At 55.6% G+C, this 22264-nt stretch carries 23 protein-coding genes; 2 read left to right on the top strand and 21 right to left on the bottom strand.

Going from position 1 to position 22264, the window contains the following annotated elements:
• Positions 1-34: 34 nt before the first annotated feature.
• The 8 genes from D0Y96_RS13200 to D0Y96_RS13165 all read right to left on the bottom strand — a co-directional run bounded on the left by D0Y96_RS13200 (position 35) and on the right by D0Y96_RS13165 (position 10174).
• Positions 35-685: a hypothetical protein gene (locus D0Y96_RS13200; RefSeq protein WP_117300595.1), complete on the bottom strand. Its 651-nt coding sequence runs from the start codon at positions 683-685 to the stop codon at positions 35-37.
• On the bottom strand, positions 612-917 hold the full coding sequence (locus tag D0Y96_RS13195; RefSeq protein ID WP_147325060.1) for an ACT domain-containing protein: 306 nt from the start codon (positions 915-917) through the stop codon (positions 612-614). Before D0Y96_RS13195 ends, D0Y96_RS13200 begins: the two co-directional genes overlap by 74 nt.
• Positions 918-1181: 264 nt before the next feature.
• Positions 1182-2207 carry a metallophosphoesterase gene (locus tag D0Y96_RS13190; protein WP_117300590.1) on the bottom strand — a complete coding sequence of 342 codons (1026 nt, stop codon included), beginning with the start codon at positions 2205-2207 and terminating at the stop codon, positions 1182-1184.
• 208 nt (positions 2208-2415) lie between these two features.
• A complete protein-coding gene (locus D0Y96_RS13185) occupies positions 2416-2940 on the bottom strand; it encodes a TlpA family protein disulfide reductase (RefSeq protein ID WP_117300587.1) in 525 nt (174 codons plus the stop codon).
• 164 nt (positions 2941-3104) lie between these two features.
• A complete protein-coding gene (locus D0Y96_RS13180) occupies positions 3105-4943 on the bottom strand; it encodes a sialidase family protein (protein ID WP_158562378.1) in 1839 nt (612 codons plus the stop codon).
• A gap of 32 nt (positions 4944-4975) precedes the next feature.
• Positions 4976-8170, bottom strand: a complete 3195-nt coding sequence (locus tag D0Y96_RS13175; RefSeq protein WP_117300581.1) for a TonB-dependent receptor — start codon at positions 8168-8170, stop codon at positions 4976-4978.
• Between the two features lie 83 nt (positions 8171-8253).
• Complete coding sequence (locus D0Y96_RS13170) at positions 8254-9549, bottom strand: anti-sigma factor (protein WP_117300578.1); 1296 nt, start codon at positions 9547-9549, stop codon at positions 8254-8256.
• Positions 9527-10174 (bottom strand): RNA polymerase sigma factor, encoded by a 648-nt coding sequence (locus tag D0Y96_RS13165; RefSeq protein ID WP_117300576.1) that lies wholly within the window; start codon positions 10172-10174, stop codon positions 9527-9529. Before D0Y96_RS13165 ends, D0Y96_RS13170 begins: the two co-directional genes overlap by 23 nt.
• A gap of 319 nt (positions 10175-10493) precedes the next feature.
• On the opposite strand from D0Y96_RS13165, the gene D0Y96_RS13160 reads away from it, so the two are divergent.
• On the top strand, positions 10494-11396 hold the full coding sequence (locus D0Y96_RS13160) for a LysR family transcriptional regulator (protein WP_117300574.1): 903 nt from the start codon (positions 10494-10496) through the stop codon (positions 11394-11396).
• A 19-nt stretch (positions 11397-11415) separates the two neighbouring features.
• Here the strand turns inward: D0Y96_RS13160 and D0Y96_RS20450 are convergent, their stop codons facing one another.
• Entirely contained in the window at positions 11416-11679 is a 264-nt protein-coding gene (locus D0Y96_RS20450; RefSeq protein WP_199480285.1) for a helix-turn-helix domain-containing protein, read from the bottom strand.
• Between the two features lie 100 nt (positions 11680-11779).
• Here D0Y96_RS20450 and D0Y96_RS13150 point away from each other — a divergent pair, with 100 nt between their 5' ends.
• The gene (locus D0Y96_RS13150; RefSeq protein ID WP_117300570.1) at positions 11780-12016 is read left to right on the top strand and encodes a hypothetical protein; all 237 of its coding nucleotides are present in this window, start codon (positions 11780-11782) and stop codon (positions 12014-12016) included.
• Between the two features lie 39 nt (positions 12017-12055).
• Here the strand turns inward: D0Y96_RS13150 and D0Y96_RS13145 are convergent, their stop codons facing one another.
• The 12 genes from D0Y96_RS13145 to D0Y96_RS13090 form a co-directional block, all read right to left on the bottom strand.
• Positions 12056-12976 (bottom strand): TadA family conjugal transfer-associated ATPase, encoded by a 921-nt coding sequence (locus tag D0Y96_RS13145; protein WP_117300568.1) that lies wholly within the window; start codon positions 12974-12976, stop codon positions 12056-12058.
• A complete protein-coding gene (locus D0Y96_RS20760; protein WP_117300566.1) occupies positions 12973-15012 on the bottom strand; it encodes a type IV secretory system conjugative DNA transfer family protein in 2040 nt (679 codons plus the stop codon). Before D0Y96_RS20760 ends, D0Y96_RS13145 begins: the two co-directional genes overlap by 4 nt.
• Positions 15009-15233, bottom strand: a complete 225-nt coding sequence (locus D0Y96_RS13135) for a hypothetical protein (protein ID WP_147325057.1) — start codon at positions 15231-15233, stop codon at positions 15009-15011. The genes D0Y96_RS20760 and D0Y96_RS13135 overlap by 4 nt, the downstream gene beginning before the upstream one ends.
• A gap of 131 nt (positions 15234-15364) precedes the next feature.
• On the bottom strand, positions 15365-16411 hold the full coding sequence (locus tag D0Y96_RS13130) for a hypothetical protein (RefSeq protein ID WP_117300562.1): 1047 nt from the start codon (positions 16409-16411) through the stop codon (positions 15365-15367).
• On the bottom strand, positions 16408-17421 hold the full coding sequence (locus D0Y96_RS13125) for a hypothetical protein (RefSeq protein WP_147325056.1): 1014 nt from the start codon (positions 17419-17421) through the stop codon (positions 16408-16410). The genes D0Y96_RS13130 and D0Y96_RS13125 overlap by 4 nt, the downstream gene beginning before the upstream one ends.
• Positions 17418-17597, bottom strand: coding sequence for a hypothetical protein (locus D0Y96_RS13120; RefSeq protein WP_117300558.1), 180 nt, complete (start codon positions 17595-17597; stop codon positions 17418-17420). The genes D0Y96_RS13125 and D0Y96_RS13120 overlap by 4 nt, the downstream gene beginning before the upstream one ends.
• Positions 17594-17902, bottom strand: a complete 309-nt coding sequence (locus D0Y96_RS13115; protein ID WP_117300556.1) for a hypothetical protein — start codon at positions 17900-17902, stop codon at positions 17594-17596. Before D0Y96_RS13115 ends, D0Y96_RS13120 begins: the two co-directional genes overlap by 4 nt.
• The gene (locus D0Y96_RS13110) at positions 17902-18555 is read right to left on the bottom strand and encodes a DNA methyltransferase (RefSeq protein WP_117300554.1); all 654 of its coding nucleotides are present in this window, start codon (positions 18553-18555) and stop codon (positions 17902-17904) included. The genes D0Y96_RS13115 and D0Y96_RS13110 overlap by 1 nt, the downstream gene beginning before the upstream one ends.
• A 3-nt stretch (positions 18556-18558) precedes the next feature.
• On the bottom strand, positions 18559-19239 hold the full coding sequence (locus D0Y96_RS13105; RefSeq protein WP_117300552.1) for a VirB8/TrbF family protein: 681 nt from the start codon (positions 19237-19239) through the stop codon (positions 18559-18561).
• A gap of 2 nt (positions 19240-19241) precedes the next feature.
• Complete coding sequence (locus D0Y96_RS13100; RefSeq protein WP_117300550.1) at positions 19242-20063, bottom strand: type IV secretion system protein; 822 nt, start codon at positions 20061-20063, stop codon at positions 19242-19244.
• 3 nt (positions 20064-20066) lie between these two features.
• Positions 20067-20972, bottom strand: coding sequence for a hypothetical protein (locus tag D0Y96_RS13095; protein WP_117300548.1), 906 nt, complete (start codon positions 20970-20972; stop codon positions 20067-20069).
• A gap of 41 nt (positions 20973-21013) precedes the next feature.
• Entirely contained in the window at positions 21014-22255 is a 1242-nt protein-coding gene (locus D0Y96_RS13090) for a TraB/TrbI/VirB10 family type IV secretion system protein (RefSeq protein ID WP_158562377.1), read from the bottom strand.
• Positions 22256-22264: the final 9 nt, after the last annotated feature.

Genomic DNA, 22264 nt, shown 5'->3' with positions numbered 1-22264 from the left:
GGGCAAATATTCGATCATTCGCAAAATGGCGAACTTATTGTCCAGAAACGTCCCAGCCGTTACTCGTTAACTGGAGTCCTGCTATCTGATTGGCCTTCGATACCCCGGTTATTGTCGCGCCGATGTCGGGAAACGCCTGCTGAATCTCTGGCCGCTCGGCCCAGGGAGCGAGGTTCACGATCTTATAGGTATAGGTAACGTCGGTCTGTGAGCGCCCATCCATCGCTACCGGATTGCTCCACTTGAGAACCGAATCGACGGCCTTCTGTCCATAACACAAACCGCCGGTCTGCCCGAATGTGCCGGGAACTTGCTGGAAGTATTTCGCCCCTTCCATCGTAAGCTGATAGCGCCTCACTGGTTGGGGTGGCGTAGAGCCACGCAGGGCATCCAGCATTCCGTGTACGACCGCCGTTGTATCCGTTTCTGATACCAGCCCGGCGTGCTGTAAAGCTGCCAACTGTGCACCGAATCCGTATTGAGACTGTTGCGCCGACGCGGGAATATCAATTGGAAACTGACGGCCTATCGAAGTGCAGACCTGGCCGTGGTTCGCAAGATATTCGTTAATCGCCTTTGTGAAGTTCTCGTCGCTTGGCTTCTTCGCGTTGTTACAAGCGAGCAGGATGAATAGGCTTGCAGACATAGCCAAAACTCGAAAGCGTTTGTAAAAGTTGCTTTTCATGTCGTTTTCCTCTGGTCCTAATGACGATGATGACAACGGCGGGTTCATGGGTCGTCACGCCAGGTTTGAGCGTGACCGTCGCGGCCAGTCTCTCCATATCTATGTCGGCGATAAAGGTGTGGTTCTTGGCAATCAACTTAACGAGGGTTGCGAGGGATGGGCCGTGGAGGGGCAAGCCGATCTGAAGGCGACTGCGCCGTCGCCAGATGAAATGCTCCCATGTCAGAGCCATGATTCAGTTCGCCGCCTCGCGGCAGACGGAGTTGGTCAATGGAGCGCACGCGATCTGAGCCCGTTGTAACCGCTCTAAGCGGATAATCAGTCTGCGACGGCTCCGAAACAATCTCTGGAATTCCCTCATCTGATCTTCCCCGAAGTTCCTGTTTGAACCACAGGCTTGCAAGAGCCGCGCAATGGCAGTGCTGTACTCCTCGATGGCTTGGTCAATCCGCTGGAGTTCTTTCTGGCGCTGAATTTCTGTCATAGTTGAGTACGGTCAAAGGATCACCACTTTGCGATCTTGTGTCTTCGTGAAGCTGTGGAGGATGCGACCATCGCTGTCCAAATGGCGAAGTGTCATCTGCTTTTCCGTCACAGAGAGATGGCTGAACCCGTAAACTTTCTGCGCGTAAGGTCCACGTAGCGAGAGATCGACTTTCAGGTTGTAGAGATCAGCACCACCGCCCCCTGAAAGGAAGAAGCTGGTCGGGTGTCCCTCAAACTCCAGATGTTGCAGGTCGTGGTCGTGTCCTGCCAGATACAGGTCCACTTTGTGCTTGCAGAACAATGGGTCCCAATCGCGGACCAATACCGGATGATCGCCGTGCATACCGTTTGAGTAGACCGGATGGTGTCCCATCACCACAAGGAACGGTGTGGTTCGCGGGCGCTTGAGTTCGGTTTCGAGCCATGCAAGTTGTTCCGCCTGCTGCTGCGGCGTCAGAGTGAAGTTCACGCCATGAGACTCTTTACCGTCACTAAATGGCATATTGCTATCGAGAGCAATGAAGGTGATGAGCGGCTTCGTTGCTGGAAACTCGAACCGATACCAAAGCGAGGGCATCGTCCAGCGGGTCGGGCCAGCGGTGGTCTTGCCGACGCGGGTATACTCCAGCTCGGCAGCTACCTTGCTTTCAGGCCATCGCTGATAGTCATGGTTCCCAGGGATCGCATAGGCGGCACACGGAAACACATCAGCCGGATACATCTCCTCGAACTGTGTTTGCCAGCGGGAAGAATGAACGCCTCCAGCAAGTTCTCCGTACCAGTTATCGCCAAGCATGAGTAACGCCTGGGGCTTGAGTCCACGCTGTTTCGTATACTTCTGCATCCCGACGGCTACGCCTGATTGAGCGGTGTGGTCGTCCTCATATCCCCAATCTCCAACCATCAGCGACTCCGCTGCCGTGGGATCGGAGAGCAGAGGAGCAGCAGTACCGGGCAGCGATCCAAGCGTGGCCAGCGCACTGAACGCAAAACTCTGTCGGAGAAAGCGGCGACGACTGAGGATGTAGGTCTCCATACGATTGCTCCCCCTATGGCGATAGTTTTTGCCGCGTCGCCATTCCAGGCGACGAGTTTCGCCGCCAGCAAGCGACGGATTTCGCCGGTGGTCGGCGCGATGAGTTTCGCCGGATATGGAGTAGTTTGGTAAGCGATTTCAAGTGCATAGCGGTTCTCGTTCTGCGGGGTTTGCGGCTGTCGGTGGGCTGGCGGTTGGTAGCCGACATCTACTTTGCTCCGAGCCCTAGCAGCTTGCGGATGTTTGCCTCGACCTCTTCCTTCGAGCTGGCGTCAGCGGCCTCCAGCACCACCTTCCCCGTCTTGTCGATGTAGAAAGACTCCGGTAGATACGGCAGTCCACCGTATGCCTGGGCAGTCTTGTGATTGCAGCGAAGGACTGGATACTTGACGCCATACTTGTCGGCGATCTGCCGCACCTTTTGTTCTGTCGCGCCGTCCGTCACTATGCCAACGACCTCGAATCCCTGACTCACATACTGCTCGCGCAACTGAGCCAGCCAGGGCATTTCGAGTTTGCAGTTGCCACACCACGTCGCCCAGAAGTTCACGATGAGAGCTTTGCCTTTGTAGTCGGCAAGAGAGACTTGTCGGCCATCGAGGGTTAGAACAACGAACGATGGTGCAGGCTTGCCAAGCAGATCGGCGCTGGTGTCAGTCTGCGGTTTCTCAGACGCATGAGACTGTGCGTGCGTAGTGACTGCCACTACACACGCCAGAATGATTCCCGCCATATTCCCTCTTCGCAAATATTTCTCCGTTTTAGCTTCTTAGCGCCTTAATCGCGTAAGTTGAACGGCCATCCAGACAATGAATGCTGCCAAGAGCACCAGCAGAAGATTGATTGCCCCTGCATAACGCACGATGAAATTGAAGCTGCGGCGCATGGGCCTCGCTCTCATGGCCTGGCGTAGAGCTTCGTGTTGAGCGAGAGGACATCTCCAAGAGTGAAGTGATCCTTCGGCGTCGTGTGAAACGTCAGCGTGTAGGGCTGGCTGGTCGCACCGGGCGCAAGCACGCCGCCGGGGACTGAACTCGTCACGTCCCACACGGCACCTCCACCAATCGCGTGATTTGCGGCGTTGGCAACCTCGACGTTGAGATAATCGGAATCCACGCTCATCGCTTCCAGCTTGAAAGGGGCTTTGACTGCAGACCCGCTGTTATTACGGAAGGTGACCGCAAGCGTCAGAGTTCCGCTCTTGTCGTCGTAATGCTGCGTACCACCATAGAGGACGGCAACCTTGTTGCTGACTGGCGTTAGCCCCGAGATCTGCGTTGCGGCAAGCTGTTGCACGCTCGTTACTGTGACTGCGGCGGTGCGAATCTCTCCCCTGCCATCTCCAGCGTCGATCCAAACAGGATGGAAGACGCCATCGGGCGTAACTGCGATGGCGTGATTGTTTCGCCAGTCAGCATTCTTCATGTTGCGGATGGCAACGCGGTTCTCGCCGTCAGCGTTCTTGGGACTAGGCTGAAACAGCACTGACCACAGATAGGCATCCGTAATCGCCTGAACATCCTTTGCAGGCGAGGAGCAGTCATTCAGTCTCTTGCTGACGTTGAAATACCTGTCGCCGCTGGTAGAGGCGGCGAAGTTCCAGCAACCGGTGCGCCCATCGGTCCACATTAGGCCAAGCACACCTTCCTTATTCACGGCGAGCGCAGGACTTTCGTAGGTGCTGTCGGAGTTCTCGTCGGGCAGGTGGATACGCTGCGCGGGCTTCCACGTCTTGCCGCCGTCAGTCGAGCTTATCAGCATCAGATGACAGGACTTCTCATCGCCGAGTGGGTAGGCGAAGTAGATGATGTCCTTCACTGGATCATAGGCTCCAGCCGACGTGAGGCCGAAGCCGCACTTCTCGCTTTCATCCGGCTTCGGGGTGTCAGTGACCACGTTGACGGGGTTCTCCAACGCTGTGCGATCAGGATTGGAGCGGATGGACGCGATCAGAAATTCACGCTTCTCTCTGTCCTTTGGATCGAGGTTAAGGTGGGAAGAGAAGAACGTCAGCAATGTGCCGTCTTTCAGTACGAACGAAGGTGCGGGATAGGAACCGCGATAGTTTGAGGCTGCCATATCCGAATTGAAGACAGGCCCATCGACCTTCGCATCGCCGTCCTTATAGCTGATGAGTCCAACCGTGTTACCGCCTTTGGGAAGGCTGTCGAGTGCTTTCTGGTCGCCGAGGGAGTGGTAGAAGGTCTCCAGATTGTTGAAGGAAACATACAGCCGGTTCTGATTCGGGCCGGGAGAGGTATCGACGACAGAGGACGAATAGTCTGTCCATCCCGTCTTGATAGGTTCTTTCCAGGTTCGGCCTCCATCCTGCGAGGAGTATACGTAGGTCGTCCCCAGATCGTGATGCAAGTTTCCTGCTTCATCTACTTTCGAGGCATCAGCGACGTAATATGCCACACCATGCACGCCGAAGGCACATGACTCTTCGGAGACCCATGTGCTGTGTTTGTCTTCGAGCGTCGAATGCCAATTCTTGCCACCATCGGATGAGAAATAAACGAAACCGTATTGAGCATTATCCTTAGCCACCCAGCGAGCACCGCAGACGATTATGTTGTTGCGGTTTTCGGGATCGGCGTGAATCTCGTACCAGGGATACCAACCACTGCTTGCGGCGGTGGTGCTTGTGTTCGAGTTGATCTTGATCTCTTGTGAATTCAGAACGGAACAGCACGCGATTAACACGACAAAACAGAATATCCTTACAGAATACATACCACTCCTATACGGCTGCTACTTCGCTGAGATTAGAATTTGATTTTGGCAGAGAGTTGAAGGGATCTAGCTCCGCCATTCTGAAAGACTGGATTCAACTCACCAGTGCCAGAGTTCCCTGCATATGTGTTGCGCGCTTCGCCGAATGTTCTCAAGCTGCTTGGGTTGAACTGAGTGTTGACATTCGCAAAGCTAGCGATATTCAGGATATTGAACGCATCTACCCTAAAAGTGAGTGAGGTTTCTCGCCAAATCTTCCAGCTTCGATTAGCTGCCATATCCCACTGTGTGAGCCCAAAGAGACGATATCCATTTTGAATGCTATTTCCGTTACAAAGACAATTAGGCACTGAAAAACCTGCTGGGTTAAGACGCTTCCCTCCAGGCGCTGTCGGATCACTGATGATTTGGGCAATACCGGGGACAATGGATGCCAAGCCGTTGAACTGTTCGTATTCTTCAGGATCGCTTGGGTTATAGGGAAGGTTCGCATACACACTGATAGGCGAAGCTGTCTGCAGGAGCGCTATAGTATCAAGGGACCATCCGCTCGTTATTCCACTCAATGTGCGACCGGAATTGACGCCAGTAGGGCTGTAATGTAGCGCAGCAGAAAAGATGTGGCGGATGTCATTGGACGAGTCTGAGCGGAGACTATATTCTGCGACGGTATTTGAACCCGCGAAATCGCTGTCTCCACTGTCTATGTTGTGCGCCCATGTCCAGGAAGCGATGGCATCGAGCCGCCGCCCTATTCGGCTACGAAATTGCATCTGTAACGATTGATAGTTGGAGCTGGCTCCATTTGTAAGGAGCTTAAAGTCGCCTCCAGAAACGATTAGTGGGGTGTCATTAGCAGAAAAATTGAATTCTTCTACTGTACTGGCGAGCTTGTGACCAGTGTTCCCCACATAGCTTGTTGTCAATGTTGAGTTCGAACCAAGCTTCTGTTCGAGCGTCACACTCCACTGGTAGGTACGAGGAGCTTGAAGATCCGGGTCTGTAATATACAGAGTGCTCTGCGGCAGTGACGGCGTACTACTCACGAGGCTCTTCCAGTTGATTGAGGAGTAAGGAACGTTCGAAAGTTGCCCGTTTCCCATATATGGATACCCCTCCCCAGCAGCCTGTGCAGCACTCGCAGCAGTCCCGGTGTCATAGAAGATGCCAAACCCTCCGCGCAAAACGATCCCGAACTTCGGATCGTCGCTCACCAAATAGGAAGCGCCGATACGAGGCGCAAAATTGGTGTAGACCGTTGAGAAGAGCGCTGATCCCGCAGGTGCCTCCGTAATGCTCGCCGAGTCAGCAACATTCCCTTGAACCGCAAACAAACCCGGACCTGAGGCTGAAGGCGACGGATTGATTTCCCACCGGACCCCGTAGTTCAAAGTAAGAGCCTTAGTGATGCGCCAAGTATCATTCGCAAAGAACGATAGATTGCGAAGTTTAATATTCGGGTTTGAATAATATTCGCTGTAGCTTAATCCATCTAATATCCCTGACTGAATGCCGCTAAAGTCATAAATCGTTGGCGATAGGGCTAACGTATAGGGTTTCAATACCGGGTTCCTCCAAAGGTAGTCGGCACCAAACTTCAGGGAATGACGTCCCAATGTCCATGAAACCGTATCGATCGCATTCCATGCCCTCAGGGAGTTATCTTGCACCGGTCCAATGGTTGGATATCCTGTCCAAACGTAATCATTGAATTGAAACTGGGTAGTAGCCGGATTCGCAATGCTCGAGACCGCATTGGTAAATGCGGCCGGATCGTTCCCGCCATAAGAAATCAAAGATTGGCCAAAACTAGCGTCATTACGGCTGTAGTTGATGGTCACCTCGTTGACCATCTTCTGAGTAACTTGACTTGTGATGCCTCCCGTGAATGTCGAGATGTTATTCGAGGAATTGTTAGGATTCCAGCCTGTGTAGACTGTGTTCGACGGAGCTATATTAAATCGGAAGAATGCCTTCGAGCGCCACGGCAGATCCGCATCTAGGCGAGCGGAAGTACTATGGTCTGTGATCCTCGTAGAGTACGATTCGTTAAAAATATCTGAGATTGGCTGATTGGTACTAGATTCCGGCTGGCCTGGATTGCAGAGGGGTTGGCTTGCGTCTGGACCAGCGTTGCCAACCGGGAACCCCTTAAGAAACGGCTGGAATACACTCGCCGCAGTTTGAACTGCACACGTACTTGGAACGTCCTCACTATATCCGGGCTGAGGTTGCGTCATCAGTAGAGTTTCATGCGCGACAAAGAAAAAGAGCTTGTTTTTCAGAATGGGACCACCAAGCGTTCCGCCGAAATCATTCATGCGGAGTGGAGTCTGAGTTTCATTCAAGAATTTGATGAAATAGTCAGTCGCATCCATCACTTGATTACGGAAATTTTCAAAGACAGATCCATGAAATTCATTGGTGCCGCCGCGTGTCCTGATACCGATTTGTCCGCCTGGAGTACGGCCAAATTCTGCGGAATATGTGGAGGTCTGAATGCGGTACTCCTCAACGGCATCAATTGGAAGCAGACCATTTGTTCCGCCAGATGCAGAGACCGCAATACCCTGTCCTGTGACATTCGCGCTACTACTATTAACTGTGGGCGGTACATAGATATTCTCACTGGCCCCATCAAGGGTCAGGTAGTTGGAAGTTCCGCGTTGCCCGTTGACTGAAAGGCCCCCACCTTGAGCCTGATTTCCTCCACTTGATCCAGCATTGGTGACTACACCAGGAGTCAATTCAAATAATGTTGACAGGCTGTTTCCGTTCAGCGGCATGTTCTCGATGAAGGTGTGATCTATGACAGTGCTGACAGCCCCGCCTGTTTCGACTTGCTGCGAACCGGCAGTCACCGTTACTGATTCGGAGACAGAACCTACCTGCAGCTTGAAGTTCTGTTCGATGTTTGACTGGACGTTGACGACCAACTTCGTCAAATCGACCTGACGGAAGCCAGCATGGCTCACAGAGAGGTTGTATATTCCGGGGGCCACGCTTGGGAGAACATAGATGCCTGAGCTATTGCTTTTGGTATGGCTGACAACGCCACGGTCAACGCTTGTGAGGTCTACCTCGGCATTGGGTACAACTGCGCCGCTGGCATCAGTGATCCGCCCAGCAACCGTGCCGGAATCCGTTTGGGCAGAGGCAAGGGGCACCCCGCAGAGAATCGTAAACACAATAAGTAGACCGAAGGAAAAGTAATTCAAAATTCGCATGTGGCAGGACTGCCTCCTGCACGGTATGCCCCAATACCGAAAGTAATTTGCCAGCGGGATTGTTAACTATTTATGAATGAAAGCTAGGGATGATTCGGCTTTCCACCCAGGAAGGCATAGAGCACTGTCTTTCCTGTGGGTGCCGTCACGTCACGATTGCTGGGTTCAATGGTGACGAAAACGGAGTTGATCTCGGCCAGAACCTTTGGATCGTCGTAGGTCAAAGCCCAGCGCTGTTCGCGTGGATCGTCATCATGCAGAACGCCGAGACTAAGCGTGGTCTCCTTATTGTTCGCATGTTCACCCCAAACGTGAAACGTAATCTTCTTTTCCGAATGCACCTTCGCCAAGTCGTAGGCATAGAAGACTAACGAGCGCCCTTCAACATAGAACACTCTACCGAATGCACGCTGGCGCTTGCCTTCTCCGTCGGAGTCGTACACGTCGATGATGTGAAGATTGCGAGCGGCTACGAGACTGCTTACTTCATCTACATTTGGCTGTGGTAGTTGTGGCCGGTCTGTTACCTGGGCCTGAAGCGAACTCACCCTGTATCTATTGGTTTCCTGTTCCTGAACGGTGAGTGCCGCTTCTGTAATCGCCTGTTTCTGCCGAAGCGCTTCCAATTGGGATTGCAATGCTGCCGCCCGGTCATTTAACGCGACAGTCTGCTGCGCGAGGGCGTCGTGATCGTGCGCAGCATCTGCCGTAAGCGATGCGATCTTCTGCTGCAAAGCCGCTTCGGTGTCCTGTCTCGCTTTATTTACTGCCTCTAATTGGCTCACAAGCTCGGCATGTTGTTGCACAAGTTTGTCCCGATCTGCCGTCAGCGCCCGAATCTCGTCGAGATGGGTATCCGCTACCACATTCGAAGTTGTTGCTGCCGGGGGAGCTACCGCTACGGCAGGGACTTCGCTACGGGAAGGCAGATGCAGCATGGTTCCGAGTGCGAAACATACGCCGCACGCAGAGGCTGCTATCGCCACGGTCTTCCAATGACGGGGAGCGCTGAACCAAGCGAGAAGAGAAGCTAAGTGACCGTCGTGTATCTGTCCCCCATGCTCAGAGGAAACCGCGTGGGATTCCGCAAAGGCGAAAGATGGAGCCGCAATCGGTGCTCCTGGGTTCATTCGCAATCCTTGCGCCGCAGCCCGCGCCAGGAACCGTTCGCGCATTCCTTCGGGCACGGCTGCCTCGCGTTGTGGGATGGGCAGAACGCGGGGGATTACCTTATCGCTGACGATGCGCGCATCACTGAGGAAGCGGCAGCACTCGTCGCACTCTTGCAAATGTGCGTCGAGCTGGCTCGCCTCAGTAGAGGTAAGCTGCCCCGAGGTAGCAAGGGCGCAAAGTTCCTCAAAGTATGCGTGCGTTGGCAATCTGTTTCTTCCTTTCTTTAGTGGCTGATTCATCACGCATCTGATTCTTGACCGGCATCGTCAACGCCGTTCGCAGCCTGGCTAACCCCCGGTAGAGATCGTGACGGACATTCACGGCAGGCCTGTCTTGCCGTGACGCAATCTCCTGTGCCGTCCATCCCTCAAAGTAGGTGAGTTCAAATACCTGCCGCTGCATAGGCTTCAGTCTCATAAGCATCTGCTCACAGAGACGGATAAGTTCCATCTCCGGCGCTTGGCTCCGCTCATTGACACCATCCAGTTCATCCCATAGGTAGACCCCTTGCGCGGATAACCCTCGACGCCTGTTGATCGACCGATGATACGCATACTGCAACAGCCATACTCTTAGTGTGCCCTTGAGAGGGTCGAAGTTTGCCGCATCCGTAAAAATATTGAGGAAGACGGTCTGCACCACATCCTCTGCCTCACCCGCATCGCGGAGGATACGAATAGCCACCGAATAGATGAGGCGGTTGTATCGGTCGAAGAGGACCGTGAGAGCGTCATGGTCGCCCGAAATCAGGCGCAACAAGAGGTCTTCGTCGCTGAGTTCATTCAGCGTCACCCAGGCAAACGAATCATTGGATGTTGGCGAATCGTCCATCAAGACGACATCTCCCCTGAATCGCAGAATACCTGAGTTTAGCCGGAAGGGAGCGCGGAAAATGCCTTTGTTTGCAGGGCTTTTCGCTCTCGATATTTTAATCAACAAAATTTCGTGACGCCTGGCAAATAAGTCCGCTCCAGCGGGCAGACTAAAAATGGGGTTGCGGAGTCAGCCTCAACAAAGAGCATAGTCTGTATGCCAATGCGAGGAAACGAACGTGTAGCCAAGTACTGAAAGATGCTTGCGGTTGATGCTTGTACCTCTTCGATGATCGTTTCTGCCAGAGTTTGCGCAAGCGTTTCTTGTAGAGGTGTTAATGCGTATCCCCCGGACCACGATTGATATGCTGGTCGCTGTCATTGCGCTGGCTCAGAAGAAAACATTGGAACACGCAGCGGAAGAGATTGGTTTGATAACCCCATCCGCAGCGCAGAAGAGAATACAAGCTATAGGCAGACTCTACGGTGAGCCGCTTTTCCTCAGCACAGAAAAGGGCATGGTGCTTACAGAAGTTGGAGAGGCCCTGTATCCCGACGCGCTGCGCGCCGTCGAGCAGGTTCTCCTGGCGGAAGAAAAGATAGCGGCACTTCACGATTTGAGAGCTGGTCATCTGCGCGTGGGGCACACCACCTACCTGCCGCCGAAGTTACTGGCGTCAGTTCTGAATCTCAACTTTCAGGACTCAACCGGCGTCCACATCGAACATCATTCCGACCTGACCGCTAACGTCGCACAACGGGTGGTCGAAGGAACCTTGCACGCTGGCTTTGGAGTTCTTCCGGCCCAGCATCCTGACCTGTTCTCGCGCGTCCTCTACGAAGATCCTGTGGTGGTTTGTATGCCAACCAACCACAGGCTTGCGGCTCGGGCATCCATTCGCCCGCAGGACCTCGAAGATGAACCCATCATCACCGTCTCGCGGAAGTCGTTGCCCGCAATTCATGAGGAGATCGAAAACTACTTTGCAGGCTTTGGGGTCAGCCTCAAGACCGTCACGAATGCGCTAGGGCCTCATGAGGCGGTAACGATGGTTGAGCAAAAGGTTGGTATCTGTATGGTTGGAGCGGCGGCAGTCGCGCGCCCCGGAATCGTCGGCAGACCGCTTACGCCGCAGACGCTTACTCGCAAAAGCGGGATATTCGTCCGTGATGACAATCACCACCCTATCGTCAAAGCTTATGTCGATATGGCACTCGAAAAGATCGGTGGGTTCCACTAGCCGGAAGTTTCCGCTGCTATCAGCGCAAAAAGTGACTGACTGGCTTTTTGTAGATCGTCGCCAACTCTAACAGTTCCATCACGTCGATGCTGCGGTCCCCGCTCTCGCATTTCGTCATGAAATTGGGCGACCGGCCCATCGCGGCTGACACCTCATGTTGCGTCATACCGGCTTTCTCACGCGCGGCAACTAGACGCTCCAGGAGCGTATCGTAGGCATCTTGAAACTGGGCAGTTCTGGCCTTACGCGACTTTCGCGTCTTTTCCGGGGTCTGTTTCTTCACAAATGACAGTCTGGTGAATTGGGGGTAAAGTACCTAATAAGGACTAAGCTCTGCGATATGCTGTCTTTTACGAGGAAATGACCCACGATTGGAGCGAACCATGAACCGCCCTTTTCTGGAACTCCCGGAAGCCGCAAACCTGACGGTGCAGACCCTGCGTGTGTACGACGATCCGCCCTACGGACGCGAAGTGCATCTCATATTCACCGATGGAACTCAAATCTCGATTGATCTGGAAATCAAGACGGTCGTGAAGGCTAGACACTATCGCGGTGACAGAGGTGGCAATCTGGACATTCTTCACGAGCACCATGAACGTCCCTCGCGCGAGGGTTGATCCAGATCCCACGCCGAACCGTTTCATCGGAAGCCGCCGCTAGTCGGGAGACTTTCCGCTGCGGCTTACCTGCATGAGGTTCTCTACTGAACGCATACCGTTACGACGAGAGATATAAACAACAAGGTCCAGGCAACGCTCAACCTCGTCAACAACTGCGGCCAGGCTGAGGCCACCACTGGCACGCATCGCTAAGGTCGCCAGTCGATGAATTGCTTCCTCGGCGCTGCTGGCGTGAATCGTCGCCAGAGTTCCCCGATGGCCGGTGTTCATAGCGTCCAGTAAGGTGCGGGCCTCGGCCCCGCGTACCTCGCCAACGATGATCCGGTCGGGCCGATGACGGAGAACAGCCCGTAACAGGTCGTCAAAGGTCACGGTGCCGTGGTGGGTGTCGGTCTGTGACTCCGACGAGACAACGTGCGGTTTACGAATATGCAATTCTGCGGTGTCCTCGATGACGAGGATGCGGTCGTCTTCGGGTATGAAATCAGCGATCACATTAGCGAGTGTGGTCTTGCCACATCCCGTTCCACCGGCAATCAAAATGTTGTCGCCACGGCGGACGCTCTCCGTCAAAGTATCCGCCAGCTCCGGCGTCAACATGCCCCGCGAGATAAGGTCGCCGATACCAAAATTTCGTGAGGTGAATCGCCTTATCGTAAGAAGGGGATGTGGATTCACTACTGGAGGGATGATGGCAGCCAGCCGGCTGCCATCAGGCAGACGGAGGTTCAAAATGGGTGAGTCTGCATCGAGCCTTTTGCCAAAACGATTCGCAATCACCTCCAGACCGGCGTTCAATGCGCCGTCCTCGAACCGCACGTCGGGAAGCAACTGTTTCTGGCCGTTCTCTTCCATCCAAACAGACGAGTCGGAGTTCACCATGATCTCGCTGACTGTCTCACTCATGAGCAGGTGTTCGATTGGCTTCAGAAACGGCAGGATGATTTCAAAGCTCACGCGAGTATCCTCCCTGGATCGAAGCCGATGCGCTCCTGCTCGAACCACGTCATATTCGTGGGCAAGAAGTCCGGCTTGAGGTAGCAATAGGTCGGCGGCAAGGGACTTACGCCATTGAAGGCCGCGACGATGGCCTGCGCGTTCTTCAGCTCAAAGAACACCTTTTCTTCAAACAGCGGTTCCTTATGTCGCTGGTACTGCTTCGAGGCAGAGACGGACCCTTTGCTGGAAGACGTGCGGCCACTGAGCCAGCCAACATTCGCGTTGCTGCTGGACTCCGAAACGGTATAGCTGATGCGCGTGCGGTCTGCTTTGCCGCATATCTCGGAGGCGTACCGGGCCGTGTCCGGGTCAGACGTGGTGAGAAGAACCTTTGTGCGAAAAGCCTGCAGCAAGGTCTTCACACCTTCATTGGGTAACGCCTCTTTGAGCGACGAGACGCTCTGCGTGGCGACAATCGGAATGCACCTGGGCTGCCGGGAGAGACTCAGCCAGCGTTCGTCACCACTCGGATTGTCGCCGCCGACCGTAGCGAAGTTCTGGTACTCATCGCAAACAAACACGGTCGGTCGGAAGTGCTTCTGTGGTTCCCGGTCCATCTTTGGAATACGGAGCAGGACGGCACGCTGATAGTCCACCTTCATGAGCGTGCCGATCGTTTTGGCAAGTGCCGGATTCAGGGCAACGGGAAAGTTGAGGCCGACGACTGCACCCGATTCGATCAACTCATCGAACGGGGAGAGAACGCGACCGTGCGGGTCGGCGGCACACGGCTTGCCATCGTACAGTTCTTTGGGTGGGCAGAACACCCGCCGCACGTCGGGGTCCGTCTCAAACAACGAGAGGAAAACGGCGATTCCCTGGATGATGCTGGTTTTGACCTCGGCACGAAAAAACCGCCAATGTTCCCAATACCAATAGTGGACGCTCTGCCAGCGGTCTCTCTGCGCCGGGTCGAACGGTTTGCGGCTGTAGATCCGTACCTCGGCATCCGTCTGCTCTATCAATACGCTCTCCAGGGCCTCGCTCCAGGGAGCGATGTATTCATTCATTCGCCGGTCGATTTCAAAACCGAAGGCAGCCAGCAACTCGGCATGATGCAGGTACTGTTCCGCGCTCACTCCCACGTAGACCGATGAACTGAAGCGCGTTCCAACGGCAATAAGCATGGCCTCAAGCTGCCCGGCGCTGACTACGGTGCGGAAAATATCAACCATCGTGACGTACCCATCACGGACGCGATGAAGAATGATGACGTACCGTACAAGATCGGTATAGCTCTGCTGCCAGAACGGTTCTTTGCCTTTCCCCCAAATCGCGGTGATGACGGAGGCGATGTTAAATGCCTGCGCGTAAGGGTCAAGCGAGTTGTTCAATGGGTTATAGCGCATAGGGCCATCGAGGGACACTTCGATGTAATCCTCCGTCCTGCCGCAGCCCTCAAGAATCTGCCGAAGCTGACGGCAAAGGTCGCCCTTCACCTCCAGAACGATGCCGGAGAGTCGCCGCGCCGGGTCCGCCGCACAGTACGCGAAAAGCTGGCGCATGGCTGGTATTACGATGCCTTGCGTTTTACCCGAACCAATCGAGCCAATGACGGCGATGCCGGTGTACAGGCCGCGCTCTGGAATCTCCAGCCAACGTGGAGCCGGAGATGGTTCCGGCTGCAACTGCTGGTGAACCTCGCCAAGCACCAATGCAAGGTTTCGCCGGGACAAGGGATTGGGAAACGGGGGAAGCGTTCCGGCGCTGGCCTCCGTCTCGCGCCGGTATACATGGACGTACAGGAGCGAGAACAGCATGGAGCAGAAGAGAAACGGCGTGGTGAACAGGAACACATCGTAGCCGTGCGCCACGACTATATAAAGGCGAGGCCGCTCCAACGCGAAGTAGTGCAGTAACGGAACACTCGCGGGCCACGGCCACAGCGCATGAAGCATGATGCTGGCCGAGGCTGCCGCGCCAACCGAGAGCACCAGACGGTATGCGATGACGATACGGGTAAGACTCTGGAGAGACGCACGCACAGCGTTCACTTTTCATCCTCCGTGGTCGATGGCAGCGATTGCCTGTACTGCTGGAAGTCCTCGCTCTGGCTCAGAGCGAAGCGCAGAAGATGATTCACGATGTAGCTGGTGTCGTTCTCCGACCACCGGCACATCAGCTCCACGTCGTCCGCAACCGTGCCGTCGATGGTCGTCTTGAGCGCCACTCGCCGGACCCGGCTTGCTCCCTTTTCGATTCGTAGTTTGCTCATGCCTGGTACTCCTCCTGTACTGTGTTGGTCCTAGCGCAGTCCGTTCGCCGTACTGCCGTTGTCTTTGCTTCTGCTGAGGGCGGGAACGACCAGCGACAGCGAAAGCCCGAAAGGGCGGGTCGTTCCCGCCCTCAGCCGTTTTGTATTTCCTGCTTCTCCGGCTCTATGTCCTTGTCGAACAGGGAGTTCTGCGAATCGTCATAGCCCGCGTTATAGCCCGGTGCAGGGTTTATGGAACGGGGATAATCGGTGTCCAGCAGCTCCGTCACAAACGAGACACGATGCTGCTCACGACGGAAGAGTTCACGCACCTTGTCGGCGTTCATCGCGCCGTTCTTCCACGATGCGATGAGTCCCTTGTGAACGGGAGCGTTGTACACGCCGTCCCCTTCGAGTAACAGCCGGTGATCGGATGGCGAGATGGAGCCGCCCTTTTCATGGAACCTGTAGCGGACCTCCAGCCATGCGACAAGGTGCTCCACTCCACGCGGACACGCGGGAGTCATGGTATTGCGGAGGGGCGTGTGCCTCTCGAAAAGACGCTGCGCCTGCATGAACTGCGTCGTTACGGTCGAGACATAGATAATCTCGGCGACGGGCAGGCTCCGTAAAAGTTGGGCGTGGGTACTAAGAAAACGTACAAACAGAGAAGATGAACGCTGCCCTTCATCAAGGAAAACTAGATGAACAGCCAGCGACTCTGGACTCTCTACAAGTGACAACGGCACGAGGTGCCGGAAGGATTCCGCGTCTTGAATCGCCTCTGGCCGTACCCGGAGTTGCGCAAACAGTTGGCGCTTTGCCTCCTGCGTCTCTACAAATCGTTCCCGGTCAAGATGCCGGAGTACATAGTCAAGCGTCATCAACCTGCGAAGAATCTCGCCGGAGGACTTGATGCGACGGCCCTGGGAGCTATCGAGTCCAACTAGCCTATAAACCTGCCGGTCGGAGAGGTGATAGATACGGCGGCCTTCCGCGCATGGCAACGCTGTGATGTGATTCAGCTCCGTGGCTCTACGCAGGAAGTACGTTGCGATGGCTCCGCGCTCGCGGGAGACGAACTGATTGAACTGCCGCCGCAGAAAATAGCCTGAATGAACGGCCACTATATATAGGAAGGCAGCCTCGCGCTCCGAATATCCGCAGCCGGTCAGATTGTCGATACCGTCATAACTCATAGGTCCATCACCCAATCGAGCATGTGCTGCTCGTCCTCAATGGTGGCGAGGCGGGCACGATCCGAAGCAGACGCATACATGCGAAAGCCCGCCTGACTCTTGGCCTTCATGTGTCCGGGCCGGTAGGCCGCCGTCACGACTTCAACATCGGAGAACCCGGTACGCGAACCCTGGTCCATGTCGTAGTGAATCCGCGCATCGGGAATCTCGATCTTGTTGCGGACGTATGGCAGCTCGTACTGCTCGGCCACCTCGCGTTTGATCTCGCCCATGTCGCGCTGCGGGTCGGCTTTTCTGGCGGCACGAATGGCCTTCTGGATTTTCGACTTCAACTCGAAGTCAAGCTCCACTCGGAGGTTGCTGCCCCCAGCTTTCTCGATACGCTCGGACTCTTTCAGATAGGCGCGGTAAATCTGCGTATCGTGCTCGGCTTCACGCGGTTTCACCAAACCGTGATAGAGCTTTTGCTCCGGGGCATAGCCGCTGGTTTCATGGGCAAGCCGTTCCCCCTCTTTAGTGAGGGTTACGACTTCAATTCGTTTCTGCGGGAGCCAGTGCCCATCGTTGCGTGGAGCAACCGAATCGACCGATACGAGGCCACGCTCCCGCAGATATTCAAGGTCTGTCTGTAAAGCACGTCTGTCGCCGTTATAGATGGTGCGTTCTACATCCTTGAGATTGAGGACGCGGAAGCGGCCTGTCTCTCGAAGCAACTGCTGTTCCTGCGGGCGCAGGCGCGTGCCACGGACCTCCACGGCAACGCCTTCCCGCGTGCGGCGGGGGCGGTGCTCCGGCTCCCGGCTGCGCTCCGTTACTTGCGGCTCTCGACGGCGTTCCCGACGTGGCGGCGGTACAGCATGGGCCGTGCGCTCGGCAGACGACTGGCGCAGGCGCGGCAGCCTGCTTTCAAGGGGCGACTCCGGTACGGACACGCGGGTTGTTTGCGGTGCTGAAGGCTCCTGATCGCGCCGCCGTGAAATCTCCGGCTCGTGGGGCAGATTCAGTCTCATTGGCCGTCCTCTGCGTGGGCCTCTGGCTCACGCTTCCGGCCACGGATGATTCTCACGTCATACTCAGCGGGATCGCCAAAGGCATTCATCTTTTTCTCTGCCGCCTCCCGCAGTTTGCGAATACGTTCGATCATGTCGTGAGAGTCTTCAAAGTGTTCGCTGTCACGGTTGCTCATAGCTGCTCCTCGTCGTTCCCGAACTGCGAGAGGATTTCTTCTGAAAGTGCGCTGTGGCCGCTATGAATCTCCTGATCGAGATGGGTAAGTTTTCGGCCAGCATCGCGCAAGAAAAACTTGCGCTCGATCCAGATGGTGAGTCCCAGGATGTTCACGAACAGCAAGGCGCAATAGACGGCGATAGGTTGCCAGTAGCGATGAAGAATCAGGTTGCGCCAGGGCACGAGGAAATGCAGTTCGTGCATCAGTCCGAACCCAAGCGCGAGAAAGATAAGCGTGGCGACGAAGACAGCGTTAGCAAGCATCAGTGTCCTTTCTGCTTTGAACGATCAAAGGGGAGAACCTCCTGGCTAAGCCGCCGGGCCGCGATCTCGCAGTATTCTTCTTCGATCTCAATACCGATGGCCGTGTGGCCCAGGTGCTTCGCGGCTACCAGCGTGGTTCCGCTGCCCATATAGGGATCGAGGATGATGCCTTTGGGCCGGGCCTTCTCGATGCACCATCGCATGACTGCAACGGGTTTCTGCGTCGGGTGTTCAATAGGCTCCGGTCGAATGAATCCCTGCTGCGTGACGGACAGCAAATGGATTCCATATCCCGAGTTCATCCATGCTGCCTCGGCATCGGCTAGAAACGCGCTCCCGTTGGAGAAGCGCTTATCCCATACCAGCCAGCTACCTCGCGGCAAACGAGAGGAATAGATGTTGGCACCCCATAACACGACGGAGCGAAATCGGAGCCAGGGTGACGGGTCGAACGGTTCATCGTCGCCGTACACAGGCTTATGGACGTTTCGCTTCACATCTAACCCCGATGTGAACTTCCGGTAGTCCGTGTCGAAGTGGATACCGTAAGGCGGATCGCTGATAACTGCGTCTATTGGCGGAAGCTCCGACAGAACCTCGCGGCAGTCACCTTGATAGATCGTGATGCCAGCGTGTTCGTAGTACGGTTTCATGCGTTAGTTACCGAACGCCTGATCTTCGTGGACATAGCTGATGACGACGCCGAGAGGATTCGTCAGCAGCATGGCGTTTGGAACCTCATCGCGGAATCCATAGACGACGTTTGCGGTCCAGCGTTCCCGGCTCTGCTCCTGCTGATCGCCCAGGGAATAGAAGACCTTTTCAAACTCGATGTGGGCGCGGTACGGGGCCTGGCGTGTGTCGTCGAGAACGACGGCCTTAATCTCGATGTCTACATTCGGGGCGCTGGGATCGAGCAGGAAGGTCTCAAGCGTCTTTGCTTTAGCGATGCGGGCCAGCGTTGCATTCCCCAGGGGGTCAGAGAAGAAATTCAGGGATTCGGTAAAATCCCGCTGCAACGTGGCATGATTCCGTCCGTAATAAAGCTGTGCCCATCGCGCCAAATAGTATTTACTGACGCGCTCGATGGGAATCTTGGAGAAGTCGTCGTATTTCACCGCCTCTGCACGTCCGATGTCGTAGACCGGGATCACGAGCGGCTTGAGCCGCAAGGCAGCGGTCTGGGCGCGATAAAAGAGCACGATCAATGCAAGCGTGACGACGGAGAGCACAAGGATGGCAACCTTGAGATAGGTGTTGGTAACGACTGGCTCCGCGTACAGCTCCAGGAACCTCTGCCCGGCATCGGTGGTCGGAAGTGTGTTTTTGTCGGCCATGATTAGTTCCCCATTGGGTTGACCCAGGTGCCGGTGCGTCCACTCAAGATTGCGCTAGTAAGCTCCGGTATCTTGACCAAGCCATAGATGCAGACAAACAGGGTGATAAGCAGCGCGGGCAGCACGGCCAGGGCATTCGAGATGGTGATGTTGCCGATGACCTGAAACATCGACGTGAGGACTTTGGAGAACACAAAGATGAACGCCGCGGCGATGACCTGGTAGAACGAAAAGCCGATAAAGGCTTTCAGCCAACCCCAGAACAGCCAGTCCATCTTCGGCACAATGAACCACGGAATGAAGAGCGGGCCTATCAGGACGCAGACGGCAGAGGCGACATAGCCATACGCAATAACTGCGAAGGCCACGGCCTCCATTGCAGCGAGGATGACGGCTATCAATAAATAGGTAAGGTCTTCGAGGATATTGAAGCTGCCGGGAGGCACGCCGAGTTGCTGTTCCTCGTTGGTGATGGCGTCGGCGATTTGTTGCGTCTGGTCGGACTCGATTTGCGCGGAGATGTTCAGGCCCTCTTTGGTGATGAGGTCGCTGAAGCTGTAGCTGGTGCCGGGAATGGGGGTGGAGTAATAGGTCAGCATCCCCAGGCCGAAGGCAATCATCAGAATGAGGTCCGCGAACTTGGCGAAGTGAAAGCCGCCCCCTCCCTGCGAAGCAGAGAGGGCGGACTTCACGCCAAACCAGACGATGAGGATCACCGCGAGGCCACGGAATATGTCTAATCCCGTGGCCTGAAGCGCGGCGCTATGTGAGGAGAGCAGTTGCGTGATTGCCTGCCCGATAAAGGTAAAGGGATTCTGTTGCATGGCTCACTGTCCTGTGGTCGAGAGGGAGATCGCGTGCATGGAATTGCTTACGCCGCTGGAGACGTTCTGCATGGTGTTGGGAAAGTTCTGCTGGAAGTAGATGGCGTTGTTGATGGCGCGGTTCTGCGCGTCAATCTGTTGCTTCTGCGCGATGAGTTGCTGCTGGATTTCAGCCATGAGCAACTGATTGGTGTCCTGCTGTGAATGAATCTGAAGCAGCGTGGCCGAGTTGATCTTGCCAAGCAGTGCATTTGTGCTCTGCTGAGATGGGTCAGTCGAAAAGGTGTCCGATTCGAGGTTGGAGAGTTTCGAGGCGAACGCCTGCGCGTCTGTGCGGATGGTGCCGAGAGTGGCGAGCGTGTTGGTGGTGGTGCTTTGCGCCAGCTCCGAGGTTGCATACTGATTGGCTACTGTGGCTTGGGTGCGGGCGTCGAGAGAGGAGTAGTTACCCGATGGATAGCTTTGAGGCTGAACATAGGCGCTGTTGTAACCCTGCTGCGCCTGGGGAATGCCGCCAAAGTTAAGGGCATTTACCAGCGGAGAGGTGTTGCCGTAAGTGTTTGGCGGTGCCGCGAGGCTCTGCCACTGCGCCCAATCCGCTTTGTACCGGGCTTCGAGGTTCTGCGGCATGGTCGCCATTTGGTAAGCGAGGTTGTACATGGTGACGATCTGCGTCCGGGTCTGCTCGGCAGTCGTATAAATCTGCGCCTCTTTCAAAAGGTGCTGCTGCCAGTTGTTGAGTTCGGTCGCCCATTTCTGCAACTGCGATTCGCCCTGCTCGATCTGCTGGAGAGCATGGGCGCTCTGCGTGGGGTCATAAACGATGCCGGAGCCGAACTGTGCGTGCGCGGCAGGCGCGAGTACGGTAAGGGTGAGGAGAATAAGGCTATATAGCTTTGCGGACTTCATGGTGATACCTCCGTGGAACGTGGTTAAAGTGGAGTGGAGAATCACATCACCTTCGGCATGTCGTGGTTTTCGTATGCGGGCAGCAGCATGTCCTGGGTGATGTAGACCTTGATGCGGTGCCCCTCGAGGATCGTGTGAGTGGGCATGATGTTGATGAAGCGGTCGAGCACATTTGCGCCTGACATGGAGAGGCTTGATGCGATGCCCTGACGGTAGGCATCGGAGCCGGTTTCGTTGTAGCCGCTGTTGGTGGTGGCCTCGGCAGCCCCGGCGATGACGCCGAGAGCAATGCTTGCTCCGAAGATCTCCATGTAGTGGTTGTTGATTTTGCCTTTGACGCCGGTTTCTCCGGCCTGGTCAAGCCCCTGGAACTTGTCGAGGTCCACGGAATACTTATCCGGCATCAGCATCCGGTGAAACGTGAGCGCAAGGCGCTTCTGGCCTAAGCTCGATACCTTCTGCGTGTCGCCGAGAATGAATGTCCCTGCGGGGATGAGTACATGCTGACGATCCTCGCTGTAGACCGGATTCGACACCATCACTTTGACAGCCCCGGCATACTCTCCATCGAGGCGGTCCACGAGAACGGTGTCGATGGTGGTGCCCTCGAAGAGCGCATAGGGCTGGCCGTGCGCGGCGTTAAGATTGATCTCCGGCGCGCGCTTGGTATCCGTAGCAACAGCGGCAGATTGCGCTGCCTGGGCCTGCGACGCGTTTGCAGGTCGCGCCGGGGTGTTCTCGGCAGTGCTTTCCGGTGAGCGTGGGGCACTCTCTTGTGCAGAGACAAGATTGGAGGCAAACCTGGCTTTGAAGGCCATCGCCTTCTCTGCATCTGCGATGGGATCGCGGGGCGGCTCCGTGGTGGCCGGTGGCATGGGCGCTACTGGGGCCGCAACGCCGGGTTGCGCCGGATTGGTGGTGGTCGCTATTCCTGCGGGCGAGGCTATCGTACCCGCTCTCTGCGCCATCGCCTGTTGCTGGCTCTGGCGCTGGTCGGCGCTCAAATCCTGCTCCAGTTCCTGAATCTTCCGCTGGTTCATATCAGTGGAAACAGCAACGGAAGCAGGCGCGGCGTCCTTCGCCGCTGGCCTGGCATGTTGCTTTGAGAACATGACCGCCATAAGAATGAGCACAGCAAGCCCGGCGACGACATAGCCCTGTGCCTGTTTCGGCACGACACCCTCTGGCCGGATGCGCTTGTCGCGGAGGCCGGAGGCGTTCTCAGGCGAGGGCGGTGCAGCCTGCGACTCCGGTACTGTGTTGATCTGTTTTTCGTCTGCCATCGGCATCAC

This window comes from Paracidobacterium acidisoli (genome assembly GCF_003428625.2).
Classification (GTDB): Bacteria; Acidobacteriota; Terriglobia; order Terriglobales; family Acidobacteriaceae; genus Paracidobacterium; species Paracidobacterium acidisoli.
Note: the sequence above shows the minus strand (reverse complement) of the source record. Positions and strands in the feature narration are given on the sequence as shown.

Coding starts and splice junctions, on each gene's coding strand:
- D0Y96_RS13200 (WP_117300595.1), bottom strand. CDS start 685: ATGAAAAGCAACTTTTACAAACGCTTTCGAGTTTTGGCTATGTCTGCA.
- D0Y96_RS13195 (WP_147325060.1), bottom strand. CDS start 917: ATGGCTCTGACATGGGAGCATTTCATCTGGCGACGGCGCAGTCGCCTT.
- D0Y96_RS13190 (WP_117300590.1), bottom strand. CDS start 2,207: ATGGAGACCTACATCCTCAGTCGTCGCCGCTTTCTCCGACAGAGTTTT.
- D0Y96_RS13185 (WP_117300587.1), bottom strand. CDS start 2,940: ATGGCGGGAATCATTCTGGCGTGTGTAGTGGCAGTCACTACGCACGCA.
- D0Y96_RS13180 (WP_158562378.1), bottom strand. CDS start 4,943: ATGTATTCTGTAAGGATATTCTGTTTTGTCGTGTTAATCGCGTGCTGT.
- D0Y96_RS13175 (WP_117300581.1), bottom strand. CDS start 8,170: ATGCGAATTTTGAATTACTTTTCCTTCGGTCTACTTATTGTGTTTACG.
- D0Y96_RS13165 (WP_117300576.1), bottom strand. CDS start 10,174: ATGGACGATTCGCCAACATCCAATGATTCGTTTGCCTGGGTGACGCTG.
- D0Y96_RS13160 (WP_117300574.1), top strand. CDS start 10,494: ATGCGTATCCCCCGGACCACGATTGATATGCTGGTCGCTGTCATTGCG.
- D0Y96_RS13150 (WP_117300570.1), top strand. CDS start 11,780: ATGAACCGCCCTTTTCTGGAACTCCCGGAAGCCGCAAACCTGACGGTG.
- D0Y96_RS13135 (WP_147325057.1), bottom strand. CDS start 15,233: ATGAGCAAACTACGAATCGAAAAGGGAGCAAGCCGGGTCCGGCGAGTG.
- D0Y96_RS13130 (WP_117300562.1), bottom strand. CDS start 16,411: ATGAGTTATGACGGTATCGACAATCTGACCGGCTGCGGATATTCGGAG.
- D0Y96_RS13125 (WP_147325056.1), bottom strand. CDS start 17,421: ATGAGACTGAATCTGCCCCACGAGCCGGAGATTTCACGGCGGCGCGAT.
- D0Y96_RS13120 (WP_117300558.1), bottom strand. CDS start 17,597: ATGAGCAACCGTGACAGCGAACACTTTGAAGACTCTCACGACATGATC.
- D0Y96_RS13115 (WP_117300556.1), bottom strand. CDS start 17,902: ATGCTTGCTAACGCTGTCTTCGTCGCCACGCTTATCTTTCTCGCGCTT.
- D0Y96_RS13110 (WP_117300554.1), bottom strand. CDS start 18,555: ATGAAACCGTACTACGAACACGCTGGCATCACGATCTATCAAGGTGAC.
- D0Y96_RS13105 (WP_117300552.1), bottom strand. CDS start 19,239: ATGGCCGACAAAAACACACTTCCGACCACCGATGCCGGGCAGAGGTTC.
- D0Y96_RS13100 (WP_117300550.1), bottom strand. CDS start 20,063: ATGCAACAGAATCCCTTTACCTTTATCGGGCAGGCAATCACGCAACTG.
- D0Y96_RS13095 (WP_117300548.1), bottom strand. CDS start 20,972: ATGAAGTCCGCAAAGCTATATAGCCTTATTCTCCTCACCCTTACCGTA.
- D0Y96_RS13090 (WP_158562377.1), bottom strand. CDS start 22,255: ATGGCAGACGAAAAACAGATCAACACAGTACCGGAGTCGCAGGCTGCA.